General features: G+C 74.3%; 13 protein-coding genes. 10 read left to right on the plus strand and 3 right to left on the minus strand.

Annotated elements, in window-relative coordinates; all coding sequences use genetic code 11:
- The first annotated feature begins 793 nt into the window (after positions 1-793).
- From ACFOYX_RS16630 to ACFOYX_RS16645, 4 genes are all read left to right on the plus strand, one after another.
- The gene (locus ACFOYX_RS16630) at positions 794-1,978 is read left to right on the plus strand and encodes a zinc-dependent alcohol dehydrogenase (RefSeq protein WP_322442795.1); all 1,185 of its coding nucleotides are present in this window, start codon (positions 794-796) and stop codon (positions 1,976-1,978) included.
- The gene (locus ACFOYX_RS16635; RefSeq protein WP_322442794.1) at positions 1,975-2,535 is read left to right on the plus strand and encodes an SDR family NAD(P)-dependent oxidoreductase; all 561 of its coding nucleotides are present in this window, start codon (positions 1,975-1,977) and stop codon (positions 2,533-2,535) included. The genes ACFOYX_RS16630 and ACFOYX_RS16635 overlap by 4 nt, the downstream gene beginning before the upstream one ends.
- Positions 2,514-2,771, plus strand: a complete 258-nt coding sequence (locus ACFOYX_RS16640) for a hypothetical protein (RefSeq protein WP_322442793.1) — start codon at positions 2,514-2,516, stop codon at positions 2,769-2,771. The genes ACFOYX_RS16635 and ACFOYX_RS16640 overlap by 22 nt, the downstream gene beginning before the upstream one ends.
- 65 nt (positions 2,772-2,836) lie before the next feature.
- Complete coding sequence (locus tag ACFOYX_RS16645; RefSeq protein ID WP_322442792.1) at positions 2,837-3,979, plus strand: MBL fold metallo-hydrolase; 1,143 nt, start codon at positions 2,837-2,839, stop codon at positions 3,977-3,979.
- Between the two features lie 24 nt (positions 3,980-4,003).
- Here ACFOYX_RS16645 and ACFOYX_RS16650 read toward each other — a convergent pair whose 3' ends face one another.
- Entirely contained in the window at positions 4,004-5,515 is a 1,512-nt protein-coding gene (locus ACFOYX_RS16650) for a dGTP triphosphohydrolase (protein WP_322442791.1), read from the minus strand.
- A 144-nt stretch (positions 5,516-5,659) separates the two neighbouring features.
- Between ACFOYX_RS16650 and ACFOYX_RS16655 the strand changes: the two genes are divergently transcribed.
- On the plus strand, positions 5,660-8,119 hold the full coding sequence (locus ACFOYX_RS16655; RefSeq protein WP_322442790.1) for a Tex family protein: 2,460 nt from the start codon (positions 5,660-5,662) through the stop codon (positions 8,117-8,119).
- 135 nt (positions 8,120-8,254) lie between these two features.
- Entirely contained in the window at positions 8,255-8,689 is a 435-nt protein-coding gene (locus ACFOYX_RS16660; protein WP_322442789.1) for a hypothetical protein, read from the plus strand.
- A gap of 6 nt (positions 8,690-8,695) precedes the next feature.
- Here ACFOYX_RS16660 and ACFOYX_RS16665 read toward each other — a convergent pair whose 3' ends face one another.
- Positions 8,696-9,661, minus strand: coding sequence for a DUF389 domain-containing protein (locus tag ACFOYX_RS16665; protein WP_322442788.1), 966 nt, complete (start codon positions 9,659-9,661; stop codon positions 8,696-8,698).
- 217 nt (positions 9,662-9,878) lie between these two features.
- On the opposite strand from ACFOYX_RS16665, the gene ACFOYX_RS16670 reads away from it, so the two are divergent.
- From ACFOYX_RS16670 to ACFOYX_RS16685, 4 genes are read left to right on the plus strand one after another with little or no spacing between them, the layout of a single operon-like run.
- Positions 9,879-11,018, plus strand: coding sequence for an aminotransferase class I/II-fold pyridoxal phosphate-dependent enzyme (locus ACFOYX_RS16670; RefSeq protein WP_322442787.1), 1,140 nt, complete (start codon positions 9,879-9,881; stop codon positions 11,016-11,018).
- Positions 11,015-11,704, plus strand: coding sequence for a sugar transferase (locus ACFOYX_RS16675; protein ID WP_322442786.1), 690 nt, complete (start codon positions 11,015-11,017; stop codon positions 11,702-11,704). The genes ACFOYX_RS16670 and ACFOYX_RS16675 overlap by 4 nt, the downstream gene beginning before the upstream one ends.
- Positions 11,701-12,348 carry an acetyltransferase gene (locus tag ACFOYX_RS16680; protein ID WP_322442785.1) on the plus strand — a complete coding sequence of 216 codons (648 nt, stop codon included), beginning with the start codon at positions 11,701-11,703 and terminating at the stop codon, positions 12,346-12,348. Before ACFOYX_RS16675 ends, ACFOYX_RS16680 begins: the two co-directional genes overlap by 4 nt.
- Before the next feature lie 50 nt (positions 12,349-12,398).
- Entirely contained in the window at positions 12,399-13,589 is a 1,191-nt protein-coding gene (locus tag ACFOYX_RS16685) for a glycosyltransferase family 4 protein (RefSeq protein ID WP_322442784.1), read from the plus strand.
- A gap of 86 nt (positions 13,590-13,675) precedes the next feature.
- Here the strand turns inward: ACFOYX_RS16685 and ACFOYX_RS16690 are convergent, their stop codons facing one another.
- Positions 13,676-15,061 (minus strand): glycosyltransferase, encoded by a 1,386-nt coding sequence (locus tag ACFOYX_RS16690; RefSeq protein WP_322442783.1) that lies wholly within the window; start codon positions 15,059-15,061, stop codon positions 13,676-13,678.
- Between the last annotated feature and the right edge of the window lie 6 nt (positions 15,062-15,067).

Below are 15,067 nucleotides of genomic sequence, written 5' to 3' on the forward strand. Positions count from 1 at the left end.
ACCGGTGAAAGCCAGACCAGCAATACCCAGCACGCTCTTACGCAGCATCGTGTTCATGACAAAAGCTCCTTGGGGGGTCGGCGCACACCCGGTGGGGGCCGGGACATGCGCAAGCACCGTCAGGCGCTCAAAAGAGTGCAAGGGGGAAAGTCTCTGCCCGGTGCCAGCCGCGGGGCGGGGGCCTCGTCGCGGCGCCGGGACCATGTGTAACGACCACCGGCCCACCACCATTCCCGGGGCCCGACCATCCGACCCGGTCGAGCGGGCCAGGTACTCGGTCGTACGCGATGTGTAACGACCCCGGGCCGGCCACGATTCCGGGCTGAGGATGCCGCCGGTCACACCCAGAACCGGACATCTCGGCCAGACCGCACGGGCCGTCTCACGCCGACCGCCAAGATCCACACAACCTGCGGGCACACCGCGGTATCACCACCCGGAGACACCAAGCTGCCGCAACCCGCGACGATCTCGCCAGAACACGACCTCTCAACACCCGCCACGCACCAACCTGCCGCAACCCGGGACGACATCGACGGGACACGCGAACCGCCCGGCCGGGGACGCACGAGCGGACCGGGACCACGTCAGGGGTGTGGCCCGCCGTGACCGGCGCAGGGATCAAGCCTGACCGCCCGGAGCCGGTCACGGCGGGCCACACCCCCACCGCAACCAACCACGCACCGCAACGCACGACCCGCCGCCTGGAGAGCGGAGGTCCCCAGCGACCGGTTCAAGCCTCCCAGCGCGGGTAGCAGTCCGATGGACGGCACCAAAGAGGGGACATTCAGGCATGAAGGCACTGACCTGGCAAGGTAAGCGTGACGTCCGGGTCGAGGACGTCCCGGACCCCAGGATCGAGGAGCCGACCGACGCGATCCTCCGGATCACCTCCACCGCCATCTGCGGCTCCGACCTGCACCTGTACGAGGTGCTCGGGCCGTACCTGAAGCCCGGCGACGTCCTGGGGCACGGGCCGATGGGCATCGTCGAGGAGGTCGGCCCGGGGGTGACCCGGCTGAAGGTGGCCGACCGGGTGGTCGTCCCGTTCAACATCTCCTGCGGCTCGTGCTGGATGTGCGCGCGGCAGCTCTACGCGCAGTGCGAGACGACGCAGGTCACGAGCGAGGGCAAGGGCGCCGCGCTGTTCGGCTACACCTCGCTCTACGGCTCGGTGCCGGGCGGGCAGGCCGAGTACCTGCGGGTCCCGCAGGCCCAGTTCGGCCCGATCAAAGTCCCCGAGACCGGCCCTGATGAGCGCTGGCTATACCTCTCCGACATCCTGCCCACCGCCTGGCAGGCGGTGAAGTACGCGGACACCCCGCGCGGCGGCACCCTCGCCGTCTTCGGGCTCGGCCCGGTGGGGCAGTTCTGCGCCCGGATCGGCCGGCACCTCGGCGCCGACCGGGTGATCGGGCTCGACCTGGTGCCGGAGCGGCTGGAGATGGCCCGCCGGCACGGCATCGAGGTGCTCGACGTGTCGGCCCTGGACGACGTCCCCGGCGCGCTGATCGACCTGGTCGACGGGCGCGGCCCGGACGCGGTGATCGACGCCGTCGGCATGGAGGCGCACGGCGCCCCGCTGGGCAAGGTTGCGCAGACGGCCGCCGGGCTGCTGCCCGACAAGTTGGCGCAGACGATGACCGACAAGGCCGGCGTCGACCGCCTCGTCGTGCTGTACGCGGCGGTGAAGGCGGTCCGCCGGGGCGGCACGGTCTCCGTCTCCGGCGTCTACGGCGGCGAGCGGGATCCGATGCCGTTGGTGGAAATGTTCGACCGGGGCATCCAACTGCGGATGGGGCAGTGCCACGTGAAGCGCTGGGTGGACGAGATCATGCCGCTGCTCGCCGGCGACGACGACCCGCTCGGGGTCGAGGACCTGCGTACCCACCGGCCGCCGCTGGAGCAGGCGCCGCAGGCGTACGAGATGTTCCAGAAGAAGCAGGACGGCTGCGTCAAGGTCGTGCTCGCGCCGTGACCCGGACGGTGGTGATCACCGGCGCGACCAGCGGGATCGGCCGGGCGGCGGCCCAGGCGTTCGCCGGGCGCGGGGACCGTCTGGTCCTCGCGGCCCGCTCCCCCGCCACCCTCGCCGAGGTACGCGAGGAGTGCCGGGCCGCCGGCGCGCCGGTGCTCGCCGAAGCGACCGACGTGACCATGCCCGACGCGGTGGGCGGGCTGGCCCGCGCCGCGCTGGCGGCGTTCGGCGGCATCGACGTCTGGGTGCACACCGCCGCGGTGATGGCGTACGGACGGTTCGACGAGGTGCCCGAGCGGGTCTTCGAGCAGGTGGTCCGCACCGACCTGCTCGCCGCCGCGGCGGTGGCCCGGGTGGCGTTGCGGCACTTCCGGGCCGCCTCGGCGGGCACCCTCATCCTCACCGGCTCGGTGCACGGGCACATCACCGCGCCCTACCTGAGCGGCTACGTCGCCGCCAAGTGGGGGTCACCACCCCGCAACGGGTGGCCCGGGCGATGGTGGACTGCACCGACCGGCCGCGCCGGGAGGTGTCGGTGGGCCGGCTCAACGTGGTGATGCGGTTCGGTTTCACCGTCCTGCCCGGCGTGTACGACCTGCTGGTCGGCCCGCTGATGCGGCGGGCGGGGCTGTGCGACCGGCCGGTGGCGCCGCACGACGGCATCGTGTTCACGCCCAACCCGGCCGGCGAGTCAGTGCGCGGCGGCTGGCTGCCGGACCTGTCGCAGGTGGTCCGTTCGGTCGGCGGGATGGGCACTACGGTCGGTTCGGCGGTCCGGCGCCGGCTGGGCTGAGCGCGAGGGCGCGACGGCTTCGGGATGGCTACCGTGTACTGCGGGACACGGCGGAGGGGACGACGATGGGCGAGACAGCGGATCGGGCGGTAGAGCGGGCGCTCGGCCGTCGGCTGTGGCGGATGGCCGGGGTGGCGGCGCTGGCCGGGGTGGCCTGGGTGGGGCGGGACGTCCCGGCGCAGCTCGGCGGCCGGCTCACCGGCGCGCGGGCGGAGCGGGCGATCCGCTCGCCACGGTTCCGCGACGGCACCTTCCACAACCCGTCGAGCACCCGGACGATGGTCGCGGACCCGGGCCGCAACCTGGTCAAGGAGCTGATCTTCGGCAAGCAGAAGCGGCGACCCGACGGCGGGGTGCCGCTGTTGCGCCCGTCGGCCGCGCCCGTGTCCGACCCGGCCCGGGAGCTCAACGTCGTCTGGTACGGCCACGCCTCGGCGCTGATCGAGATCGAGGGGCACCGGGTGCTGGTCGACCCGGTCTGGAGCGACCGGTGTTCCCCCTCGGCCCTGGTCGGCCCGCGCCGGATCCACGAGCCGCCGGTACGCCTCGACGAGCTGCCCCCGGTGGACGCCATCCTGATCTCGCACGACCACTACGACCACCTGGACCTGGCGACGGTACGCGGGCTGCTGGCCCACCAGTCGGCGCCGTTCCTGGTGCCGCTGGGCGTCGGCGCCCACCTCGACCGGTGGGGCGTGCCGGAGGAGCGGATCGTCGAGCTGGACTGGTCGGAGAGCCACCGGGTGGGCGGCCTGACCATCACCGCCACCGCCGCCCAGCACTTCTCCGGCCGGGGGCTGCGCCGCGACGGCACGCTCTGGAGCTCCTGGGTGGTGGCGGGCGCGCACCGCAAGGCGTTCTACACCGGTGACTCCGGCTACTTCGACGGGTACGCGGAGATCGGCGCCGAGCACGGCCCGTTCGACGTCACGCTGATGCAGATCGGCGCGTACGACCGGGCCTGGCCGAGCATCCACATGTTCCCGGAGGAGGCGGTCGCCGCCCACCTCGACCTGCGAGGCGGGCTGTTCCTCCCGGTGCACTGGGCGACGTTCAACCTGGCCCTGCACGACTGGGCCGAGCCGGTCAACCGGCTCTGGGTGGAGGCGAAGGCCCGGGACGTCCGGCTGGCGGTGCCGCGGCCCGGCGAACGGGTGGTGGTGGACGACCCGCCGGCCGTGGACGGCTGGTGGCAGGCGATCGCCTGAGCGGTCCGGCCCGGCCGGGTCGGCTCAGAGGACGAAGGCGTCCGTCCAGAGGGCGCCGGAGCGGCCGGAGAGGGCGTCCAGCATCGCCACCGCCTGGCCGTCGGTGAGCTGGGCGACGAAGTCGACGATGGCCCGGCCGCGGGCCCGGCCGATCCGGTCCTTGGTACGCGGGTGCAGCTCCGCCTCGGCCAGCTCCACCAGGTCGTGCAGCCGGCGGGGCAGCCGGGACTCCTCCTCCGGGTCGAGCAGCCACTCCCAGAGCGCCTCGACCAGGGTGCCCAGCAGCCGGGCCTGACCGCGCTGGTGCAGGGCCAGGTCGGGGCGGGCCAGCACGAACCGGTGGTGGACGAACTTGAGCACCTGCACCTCGTGCCACTGCGCCTCGGCCAGCAGCACGTACCCGGAGCGCGGGCCCGGCTCGGGGGTGACGGTGATCGACTCGACGAACCGGGTGGACCAGCGGGCGGAGAAGCGGGCCACGTACTGCTCCGCCTCGATCGAGCCGTCGAAGGGCAGCGCGAGCAGCCCCTCCACCAACTCTTCGCGGACGTGCTCGACCGCGGCGGCGAACGCCTCGTCGTCGGCGATCCAGGCGTCCTTGCGGTGCAGTTGCCGGCGCAGCCGCTCGATCGCCGCGCCGGGCCGGCGGGCCGCGGCGGCCAGGGCGGCGTCGGTGATGGCCCGGAAGTGCCCGCTCTCCCGCTGCCAGGCCATCAGCTCGGCGGCCACCGCGCCCTGCTGGAGCACCCCGACCCGGTAGAAGTCCTCCACGTCGTGGATGGCGTACGCGATGTCGTCGGCGGTGTCCATGATGGATGCCTCGGGGGTCTGCTGCCAGTCCGGGATCCGTCCGGCGAACGGCTCGCGGGCCTGCCGCAGGTCGTCCACCTCGGTCCGGTACGCCCCGAACTTCGCCGACCCGCTCTCCGGGTCGTCCGGTGGCGGGGTGGCGCCCCGGGGCGCCGGGTCGAGGTGACGCGGGTGCGGGTCCGGGTGATCCAGCCGGGTCCACGGGTACTTCAGCATCGCCGCCCGAACCGCGGCGGTGAGGTCCAACCCGGTGGTCGCCGCGCCCCGGATCTCGGTGCTGGTCACGATGCGGTACGACTGCGCGTTGCCCTCGAAGCCGTCGGCCAGGCCGAGCCGCTGCCGAGCCAACCGGTCCAGCACCCGCTCCCCCAGGTGCCCGAAGGGCGGGTGGCCGAGGTCGTGGGCGAGCGCGGCCGCCTCCACCACGTCCGGGTCGCAGCCACCGAGCTTCTCCAGCAGGGCGCGGTGCTGCTCGTCGGCGGTGAGCCGCTCGGCGACCGCCCGGGCCACCTGGGCCACCTTCAGGCTGTGGGTGAGCCGGTTGTGCACCAGCAGGCCCGAACCACCCGGGCTGACCACCTGGGTGACCCCGTTCAGCCGGGCGAAGAAGGGCGAGGCCACGATCCGGTCCCGGTCGGCCCGGAACGGGCTGGCGGCAAGGTCGCCGAGGGCCCGGGAGCTGCCGCCGAAGAGCCGCCGCGCCCGCGGGTCGGCAGGTGGTTCCATGATCGCCACGCTAGCGCAGCCGGCCGGCCTGCGGCGACGCGTCCGCCCATGCTGCGCCGGCGCGGGCGGCGGGTGCGGCGCGGCCGGTGACCGACGGAACGGCACAATGCACTGCGGAACCCACCGGAAAAGGCGGATCAGATCGTGACCCAGTCTGTGCACCAGCGGATCGCCGACGAGCTCGGCGTCGCCGAACGGCAGGTACGCGCGGCCGTGGAGCTGCTCGACGGCGGCGCCACCGTGCCGTTCATCGCCCGCTACCGCAAGGAGGCCACCGGCCTGCTCGACGACGCCCAGCTGCGCACCCTCGAGGAGCGGCTGCGCTACCTGCGCGAGCTGGACGAGCGGCGCGCCGCGGTGCTGGAGTCCATCCGGAGCCAGGGCAAGCTCGACGAGGCCCTGGCAGCCCAGATCATGGCGGCCGACTCGAAGTCCCGGCTGGAGGACATCTACCTCCCGTACAAGCCGAAGCGGCGGACCCGGGCGCAGATCGCCCGCGAGGCCGGGCTGGAGCCCCTGGCCGACACGCTGCTGGCCGACCCGGGGCAGGACCCGCGCGGGACGGCCGCCGGCTACGTCGACGCCGACAAGGGCGTCGCCGACGCGGCCGCCGCGCTGGAGGGGGCGCGGAACATCCTCATCGAGCGGTTCGCCGAGGACGCCGACCTGATCGGCACGCTGCGCGGGCAGATGTGGTCGCGGGGCCGGCTGGTCTCCCGGGTACGCGACGGCCAGGAGGCCGCCGGCGCCAAGTTCGCCGATTACTTCGACTTCGCCGAGCCGTACACCCGGCTCCCCTCGCACCGGATCCTGGCCATGTTCCGGGGCGAGAAGGAGGGCGTGCTCGACCTGACCATGGACCCGGAGGGCGAGGGCGACTCGGACGCCGTGGTCACCGGCCCGACCCGCTACGAGGCGGCCATCGCCGGCCGGTTCGGCGTCAGCGACCAGGGGCGGCCCGCCGACAAGTGGCTGGCCGACACGGTGCGCTGGGCCTGGCGTACCCGGATCCTCATCCACCTCGGCGCGGACCTGCGGATGCGGCTGTGGCAGGCGGCCGAGGAGGAGGCCGTCCGGGTCTTCGCCACCAACCTGCGCGACCTGCTGCTCGCCGCGCCCGCCGGCACCCGCCCCACCATGGGCCTCGACCCGGGCCTGCGCACCGGCGTGAAGGTCGCCGTGGTGGACGCCACCGGCAAGGTGGTCGCCACCGACACGATCTACCCGCACGAGCCGCGCCGCCAGTGGGACGCCTCCGTCGAGACCCTGGCGAAGCTGGCCGGGGCGCACGGGGTGGAGCTGATCGCCATCGGCAACGGCACCGCGAGCCGGGAGACCGACAAGCTCGCCGGCGAGCTGATCAAGCGGTATCCGCAGCTCGACCTCACCAAGGTGGTGGTCTCCGAGGCCGGCGCGTCGGTCTACTCCGCCTCCGCGTACGCCTCCCAGGAGCTGCCCGGGCTGGACGTGTCGCTGCGCGGCGCGGTCTCCATCGCCCGCCGGCTCCAGGATCCCCTCGCGGAACTGGTCAAGATCGACCCGCGTTCGATCGGCGTCGGGCAGTACCAGCACGACCTGTCCGAGGTGAAGCTCTCCCGCTCGCTGGACGCGGTGGTCGAGGACTGCGTCAACGCCGTCGGCGTGGACGTGAACACCGCGTCCGCTCCCCTGCTCACCCGGGTCTCCGGCATCGGCGCCGGACTGGCCGAGAACATCGTGCTGCACCGGGACGCCAACGGCCCGTTCCGCACCCGGGCGGAGCTGAAGAAGGTGGCGCGGCTCGGCCCGAAGGCGTTCGAGCAGTGCGCCGGCTTCCTGCGCATCCCCGGCGGCGACGACCCGCTCGACTCGTCCAGCGTGCACCCCGAGGCGTACCCGGTGGTGCGGCGGATCCTGGCCAGCACCGGGCAGGACCTGCGCTCGCTGATCGGCCGGTCGACGATCCTGCGCGGGCTGAAGGCGACCGACTTCGTGGACGACACGTTCGGCCTGCCCACCGTCACCGACATCCTGCGCGAGCTGGAGAAGCCGGGCCGGGACCCGCGACCGGCGTTCAAGACGGCCACCTTCGTCGAGGGCGTGGAGAAGATCGGCGACCTGGTCCCCGGCATGCTGCTGGAGGGCGTGGTCACCAACGTGGCCGCGTTCGGCGCGTTCGTGGACGTCGGGGTGCACCAGGACGGCCTGGTGCACGTCTCGGCCATGTCGAACACCTTCGTCAAGGACCCGCGGGACGTGGTGAAGTCCGGCGACGTGGTCCGGGTCAAGGTGCTCGACGTGGACGTGCCCCGCAAGCGGATCTCACTGACCCTGCGGCTGGAGGACGAGGCGGCCCCGGGCGGCGGCCGGTCGTCCGGCGACGGTGGGCGGCGCGAGCGCGGCGGAGGGCGCCCCGACCAGGGTGCGGCCCGGGGGGCCCAGGGCGGTACCCGGGGCGGTCAGGGTGGTACCCCGGGCGGCCAGGGCGGTAACCGGGGCGGTCAGGGTGGCGGGCGCGGTGACCGGGGCGGATCCCGGGGCGGGCCGCAGCGGCAGGGCCGGGGCGCGCCGGCACCGGCCAACAGCGAGATGCTCGAGGCGTTGCGCCGCGCCGGCCTCGCCTGACCGTTCGGCACCCGTCGGGTCGACGCCGGGCCACCGCACCGGGCGGTGCCGCGGGCGGGTCGGCCCGACGGGTTGCCACGAGGCCGGGAACCGGCATGGTTCCGGGTGCGGGCGGTGGGGCGTACCGTCGCGGGCGTGGGCGTGGACGACGACCTGGAGTGGCGGGAGCGGCAGCGCCGCGCGGTACGGGCGCACGCCGCGGCGGACGAGCGGGCCCGCGCGGCCGAGCAGGCGGAGGCGGCCGAGCTGGTCGCCTGGTTCGCCGCCGAGGCGACCCGGCGCGGCCTGCGCACCACCCGGCTCGTCGCCCGGTCCTACGACGGTCGCAGCCGCTACCGCACCCGGCTCACCGGCTGGTACGTCGACCGCGCCCGCAGTCGGGCCGTGGACACCGAGGGGCGCTTCCACCTGCTGACCGTCCCGGCCAGCGTGCGGTCCCGGCTCTTCGGCGCGGATCCCCGGCCCGAACCGGCGCCGCTGGTGGTGGGGCGGGGCGGTCGCGACGGCGAGTCGATCCCGCTGCGCGACCTGCTCCACCGCCGGCTGGCCGCCGGCGACGACTGGGACTGAGCCGGCTCAGCGCCGCCCGGTCACCCGCTCCCGCGCCGTGCGCCGCCGGATCCGGCCGACGCGCCACCACCAGAGCTGCTGCACGACCAGGGTCAGCATCCCGGCCAGCACGATCGCGCACAGGTTGATCACCAACTGGAGCGCCGACCCGCCGGCCTCGGGCCACACTCCGTACGCGGCGGCGACGGCGACGTTCGCGGCGGCCGGCACGGTGGTGACCGAGATCAGCACCCCGACCAGGGAGCCGGACTTCTTCGCCGTCAACGAGAGCATGCCGGCCACGCCGGCGAGCAGGCCGACCACCCAGGAGAGCGCGTCCGGCCGCCAGATGAAATCGGTCAGCGGCCGGTCGGCCAGCAGCATCCCCCGGTCGACCAGCCCGGCGGCGGTGAGCGCCCAGGTGCTAAGCACGGTGCCCAGCATGGCCGCCAGGAAGCCCACCACCAGGGCCTTGATCGAACGGCCGATGACGCGTGGATTGCGGCGCAGCAGGGCTACGCAGAGCGCCGCCAGCGGGCCGAACTCGGGGCCGACCACCATCGCGCCGACGATCAGGATGGGCTGGTCGAGCAGGACCCCGATGCCGGCGATCATGGTGGCGACGATGATCAGCACCAGGAAGGTGCCGGTCAGCACCGTCTGCTCGCCGGTCTTGGCCGCGATCTCGTCCCAGACCACCGCGTCCTCGCCGTGCCCCGGCGCGTCGCGGGCGGCCTGTTCCGCGGCCGAGGAGAGGGTCAGCTCGACGTCGTCGGCCGAGATTCCACCCCGGGCCTCCACGCCGAGGTCCTGGAGTTGCCGCAGCAGGTGGTCGGCGCTCTCCCGGACGACGTCGCAGAGGATGAGGTCACCGGCCGGCTGACGGGCGGCGCCGGGGACGACGGCCAGGTGCGCGACGCCCGGGTCGTCGGCGAGGAGATCCGCCACCGCCGCCGACTGGTCGGTCGGCGCGATGATCCTCAGATGCAGCACGGGGAGGCTCCTGGATTCGGGCGGCCGTCCCGCCGCCGGCCGCGAACTCTACCGTCCGTCCCGGCCCGGGCCTCCTCCCGATGCCCATGGCCCGGCTCCATCGGCCGGGCGGCGCGGATCCCGGCGAGACCGACCAGCACGCCAAATGGGACGAAACCGCCTGCTGATCTGGATCGTTGAGCGCGTGTAAGCTGCCGCACTCCCACGAGGAATCCTCATGCTCCTGACGGAACGGATTCACCTGTCGCCGCCGGACGTCGGCCCGGCCGAGGAAGCCGGCGTGCTCCGGGCGCTGCGGTCGGGGTGGGTCGCGCCGCTGGGCCCCGAGGTGGACGCGTTCGAGCGGGAGGTGGCCGAGCGGGTGGGTGTCCGGCACGCGCTGGCCCTCAACTCCGGGACCGCGGCCCTGCACCTCGCCCTGCTCGCCCTCGGCGCCGGACCGGGACAGGTCGTCATCGTGCCGACGCTGACCTTCGTCGCCACCGCCAACGCGGCCGTCTACACCGGAGCCACCCCGGTCTTCGTGGACTGCGACCCCGCCACCGGCAACCTCGACGTCGCGCTGGCCGCGGAACTGATCGACCGGCTACGGCGCGCCGGGCGGCGCATCGCCGCCCTCGTCTCGGTCGACATGTTCGGCAGCTGCGCGGACTACGACGCGCTGCTGGGCCTCTGCCGGGATGCGGAGGTGCCCGTCGTCGAGGACGCGGCGGAAGCCCTCGGCGCCTCCTACCGGGGCCGGGCGGCCGGCTCGTTCGGCGACGCCGGCGTGCTCTCGTTCAACGGCAACAAGATGATCACCACCTCCGGCGGCGGGATGCTGCTCTCGGACGAGGCGGCGCTGATCGCCCGGGCCCGCCACCTGTCCACCCAGGCCCGTCGTCCCGCCGTCCACTACGAGCACGACGAGGTGGGCTACAACTACCGGCTCAGCAACGTGCTCGCCGCGCTGGGCCGGGCCCAGCTCGGCCGCCTGGACGACATGCTGGACCGGCGCCGCCGCCTCCGGGAGCACTACGCCAAGCTCTTCGCCGCCGTACCCGGGGTCGAGGTCCTGGCCGACGGGGATCCGGGGGGCAACTGTTGGCTCACCGTCATCGTCGTCGACCCCGAGCGCGCCGGCTGGCGGGCCGGTGACCTGGGGGCACACCTCGCCGCGGCGGAGATCGAGACCCGGCCGGTCTGGAAGCCGATGCACCTCCAGCCCCTCTTCGCCGGCGCCGGGACGCTGCTCAGCGGCGCCGCGGAGCGGCTCTTCGAGCGGGGCCTCGCCCTGCCGAGCGGATCCGCGCTGACCGAGGAGCAGATCTCCCGGGTCACCGCCGCCATCACCGAATTCCTCGGGGCGCATCCGTGACCGCTCGGCACCGCGCGGTCGACCACGTGGCGTACGACCGGGTGAAGCGCGCCATGGACGTGGTGGTGGCCGGCCTGCTGCTCGTCCCCACGGCACCGGTCATGCTGGTCGTCGCGACCGCGATCCTCGTCGGCACGGGCCGGCCGGTCCTGTTCCGGCAGCACCGGCCGGGCCGGCACGGCGCCCTGTTCACCCTGGTCAAGTTCCGGACGATGCGGCCGTCCGGGCGGCCGTCGGTCGACCCGCGGGACGACGGGGACCGACTCACCCCGCTCGGCCGCTGGCTGCGGGCCACCAGCCTGGACGAGCTGCCCACGCTCTGGAACGTCCTGCGGGGCGACATGAGCCTGGTCGGGCCGCGTCCCCTGCTCCCGCAGTACCTGGACCGGTACAGCCCGAGGGAGGCCCGGCGGCACGAGGTACGACCGGGGGTCACCGGACTGGCCCAGGTACGGGGCCGCAACGAGTTGGACTGGACGGCGCGGTTCGAGTACGACGTCTGGTACGTGGATCACCGGAGCCTCCACCTCGACCTGCGGATCCTCGGGGAGACGGCGGTGGCGGTGTTCCGCAGAACCGGGATCAGCGCCCCGGACGCCCCCACCGCGCACGAGTTCGTCCGGGTCCCGGCGGGACACGCCGCGGGCGCCGGCGGCAGCGACCGGTCGGAGGAGCGGGTGGCATGACGGTGGACCTGGTGATCGTGGGTTGCGGCGGACACGGCCGCGAGCTGTTCGGGATCGTGCAGGCGATCAACGGAACCGACCCGGCCCGGCCGAGGTGGCGCGTCCTCGGGTTCGTCGACGACCGGCCGTCGGAGGTGAACCTCAAGCGACTTCAGCGGCTCGACGCGGCGTACCTCGGTGGCACGGACCGGCTGCGCGACCTGCCGGGCCCGGCCCACCACGTGCTCGGGGTCGGGGACCCCCGGGTGCGCCGGCTGATCGACCAGCGGATCGCCGACCTCGGGCTGCCCGCGGCCAGCCTGGTGCATCCGCTGGCCAGCGTGGGCGCGGACCTGGTGCACGGGGAGGGCCTGGTGGCGTTCGCCGGGGCCCGGGTGACGACCAACGTCCGGCTGGGCCGGCACGTGCACCTCAACCAGAACGCCACCGTGGGGCACGACAGCGTGCTCGCCGACTTCGTGTCGGTGAACCCGCTCGCCGCGGTCTCCGGCGACTGCCACCTGGACTCCGGGGTGCTCATCGGCACCACCGCCGCGGTTCTGCAGGGCCTGCGGGTCGGCGCCGACGCCACGGTGGGCGCCGGCGCGTGCGTGGTCCGGGACGTGCCGCCCGGCTCGGTGGTCATGGGGGTGCCCGCACGATGACGGGCACCCGCCGAACCGGGCCGACGGCCCCGGAGAACGGAGGTGTGCCCATGCCGGCCCTGCGCGTGTGCGTCGTGCTGAAGACCAACAGCGGCGGTCTGTGGATCGTCCCGCAGGTGGAGGAGCTGCGCCGCCGCGGGCACGAGGTGGCGGTCGTGCTGCCGCCGGGGCCCGGGCGGCTCCCCTCGGAGCTGGACCGCCGCGGGATCCCGGTCCTCGACGCCGGCTTCGACTTCCGCCTCCGCCCCCAACTCAGGACCCTCCGCGGGCTGCGCAGGCTGCGCCGCCTCGTCCGCGACTTCAGGCCCGACGTGCTGCACTACCACCTGTACGCCTCGGCGCTGGCCACCCGCTTCGCGACGCTCCGCCTCCCGGCCCGCCGGGTGCACATGTCGGCCGGGCCGCTGTACCTGGAGTCGCCCACGATCCGGCCGGTGGAACGGCTGCTCTGGCGCCTCGACGACACGGTGATCTGCGGTACCGCGTACACCTCGGAGCTGTACGGCCGCCTCGGCGTCCCCGCGGACCGCCGGCCGGTGGTGACGTACGGGGTGGACACGGACCGGTTCAGCGTACGGCCGCCGGACGGCGCTCCCGGCGGGCACCGGGACGAGGTGCGGGCCAAGGCCCGGGCCGAGCTCGGCATCGACCAGGACGCGTTCGTCGCCATCATGGTCGCCTACGTCTACGCGCCCAGACGGCTGGCGCACCACGGGCGCGGGATCAAGGGCCACGACGTGCTGCTGGCGGCGTGGCGGACGTTCCACGCGCGGCACCCGCGCTCCCGGCTGCTCCTGGTGGGCGGGGGGTGGACCGCGGCCGGCGAGGCGCACCGACGGGACCTGGTCGACCGCTTCGGACTCGACGACGATCCCAGCGTCACCTGGCTCGAATCGGTGCCCGACGTGCGGCCCTGCTACCGGGCCGCCGACGTCAGCGTCAGCCCGTCGCTCTCCGAGGGCCACGGCGCCGCGGTCGAGGCGAGCGCGATGGGCGTGCCCAGCATCGTCAGCGACGCGGGCGGGCTGCCGGAGACCGTCGACGAGGACTCCGGTTGGGTGGTGCCACGCGCCGACGTGCCGGCGCTGACGGCCGCCCTGTCCCGCGCGTACGCGGAGTTCGAGGACGGCCGGCTGGCGCGCCGCGGCGCGCACGCCCGGGACCGGGCGCTGCGCCTGTTCGACAATCGGATGGCGGCCGCCGCCGTGGCGGACGTCATCGAGCGGACCGCCCGGCCCTGACGTGATCCGCCGCCCCGTCCGCCGGGTGGCGGGCGGGGCGGCGGTGGCCCCAGCACGATGGTCCGGTCCGGTTCCGCGTGGGACGCCTAGCGGGTCGGTGCGACGCGCCCGGCGACCTCCCCGAGCAGCACCAGATAGCGGGCCAACTGGTCGTCCCGGAAGAGACCGTCCAGGGCCGACGCCGGCAGGGCCGGGATCCGGCCACTCCGCTCCTTCATCGCCAGCCAGGTGCGCAGCTGCTCCGCGATCGCCTGCTTGTCGTTGCGGACGACGCCGGCGCCACGGGCGCGGATGAGGTTCGCCGCGACCCCCGACTCGTATCCGAGCAGCAGGATCGGACGCCGGGCGAACAGGTAGTCGAAGATCTTCCCGGTCACCGTGCCGGCGTCCCGCGGGTCGTTCCACATCAGCAGCACCAGGACGTCCGCCTCGGCCTGGATGCGCCAGGACTTCTCGGCGGACACCTGGCCGAGGAGGGTGACGGAGTCGGCCACCCCGGTCCGCTCCACCGCCCGCCGCACGATGCCGTTGTCCTCACCGGCGAACACGACGTGCACCCGGGCGGCGTCCTCGCCGAGCGAGGCCACGGCCTCCAGCAGCGGGCCGGGATCGCGCCGGCTCGGGTAGACGTACCCGGTGTGGGCCAGGGTCAGGGTCGCCGCCGCGTGGTCGGCCCGGGCCTGCGGGCCGGCGACCGGCTCGGTGGACGTGGCCGGCGGGCGTCGGTCGATGCCGTTCATGACGACCCGGGTGTGCACCCCGAGGGTGCGGCGCATCGCCTCCGCCAGCGGCTCGGAGACGGTGACGGACGCGGCCGCCGACCGGAGCAGGCGCCGTTCCAGGCGGCGGTCGACCGACCGGCGGGCGCGGGTGCGGACCCAGTACTCGTTGCCGACCGACCACAGGTCCCGGTAGTCGGCGACCCAGGGCACGTCCAGTCGGCGGGCCAGTCGCGCGGCCACCGCGAACACCGAGAAGGGCGGTCCGGTGGCGAGGATGACGTCGGGCCGCCAGCCGTCGCGGGTGTCCAGGAAGCGCCGGACCGCCGGCCAGATCCAGTTGACCTGGGAGTCCGGGACGAGCAGCTCGGAGCCGGCCTTCCACACCCAGCGGTTGACCGCGAGGCGGAGGTCGGCGGCCCGGGTCCGCGCGGCCGTAGCCGGGCGGGACGCGGTGGCGTCGGCTCCGTCGGCTGCCGCGGCGGGCGAGCGGCGCAGGCGGGGCAGCCGGGGCACCGGCGCGACCCGCACGATGTGCCGTTCGGGCACTTCCGGCACCGGGTTCTCGAGGTCCGGCGTGCCGGTGGTGAGGACTCGGACGTCCCACTGCCGCTCGGCCGCGTACCGGGCGAGGGCGGCGGGCCGCCGGGCGCCCACCGAGTCGGCGGGCGGGAAGTGGTAGGCGACGATCAGCAGCCGAAGCGGTGCGTCCGTCCCACCCACGGAATCCGGGGGCTGCAGCGGGTTGTCCATCGGGTC

Origin of the sequence: Micromonospora sp. GCM10011541 (genome assembly GCF_042650725.1) — a bacterium.
In the GTDB taxonomy this organism is placed as follows: domain Bacteria; phylum Actinomycetota; class Actinomycetes; order Mycobacteriales; family Micromonosporaceae; genus Micromonospora; species Micromonospora sicca.

Bases quoted from the DNA above. Each gene is read 5' to 3' on its own strand.
- ACFOYX_RS16630 (WP_322442795.1), top strand. From the start codon at position 794: ATGAAGGCACTGACCTGGCAAGGTAAGCGTGACGTCCGGGTCGAGGAC.
- ACFOYX_RS16645 (WP_322442792.1), top strand. From the start codon at position 2,837: ATGGGCGAGACAGCGGATCGGGCGGTAGAGCGGGCGCTCGGCCGTCGG.
- ACFOYX_RS16650 (WP_322442791.1), bottom strand. From the start codon at position 5,515: ATGGAACCACCTGCCGACCCGCGGGCGCGGCGGCTCTTCGGCGGCAGC.
- ACFOYX_RS16670 (WP_322442787.1), top strand. From the start codon at position 9,879: ATGCTCCTGACGGAACGGATTCACCTGTCGCCGCCGGACGTCGGCCCG.
- ACFOYX_RS16680 (WP_322442785.1), top strand. From the start codon at position 11,701: ATGACGGTGGACCTGGTGATCGTGGGTTGCGGCGGACACGGCCGCGAG.
- ACFOYX_RS16685 (WP_322442784.1), top strand. From the start codon at position 12,399: ATGCCGGCCCTGCGCGTGTGCGTCGTGCTGAAGACCAACAGCGGCGGT.
- ACFOYX_RS16690 (WP_322442783.1), bottom strand. From the start codon at position 15,061: ATGGACAACCCGCTGCAGCCCCCGGATTCCGTGGGTGGGACGGACGCA.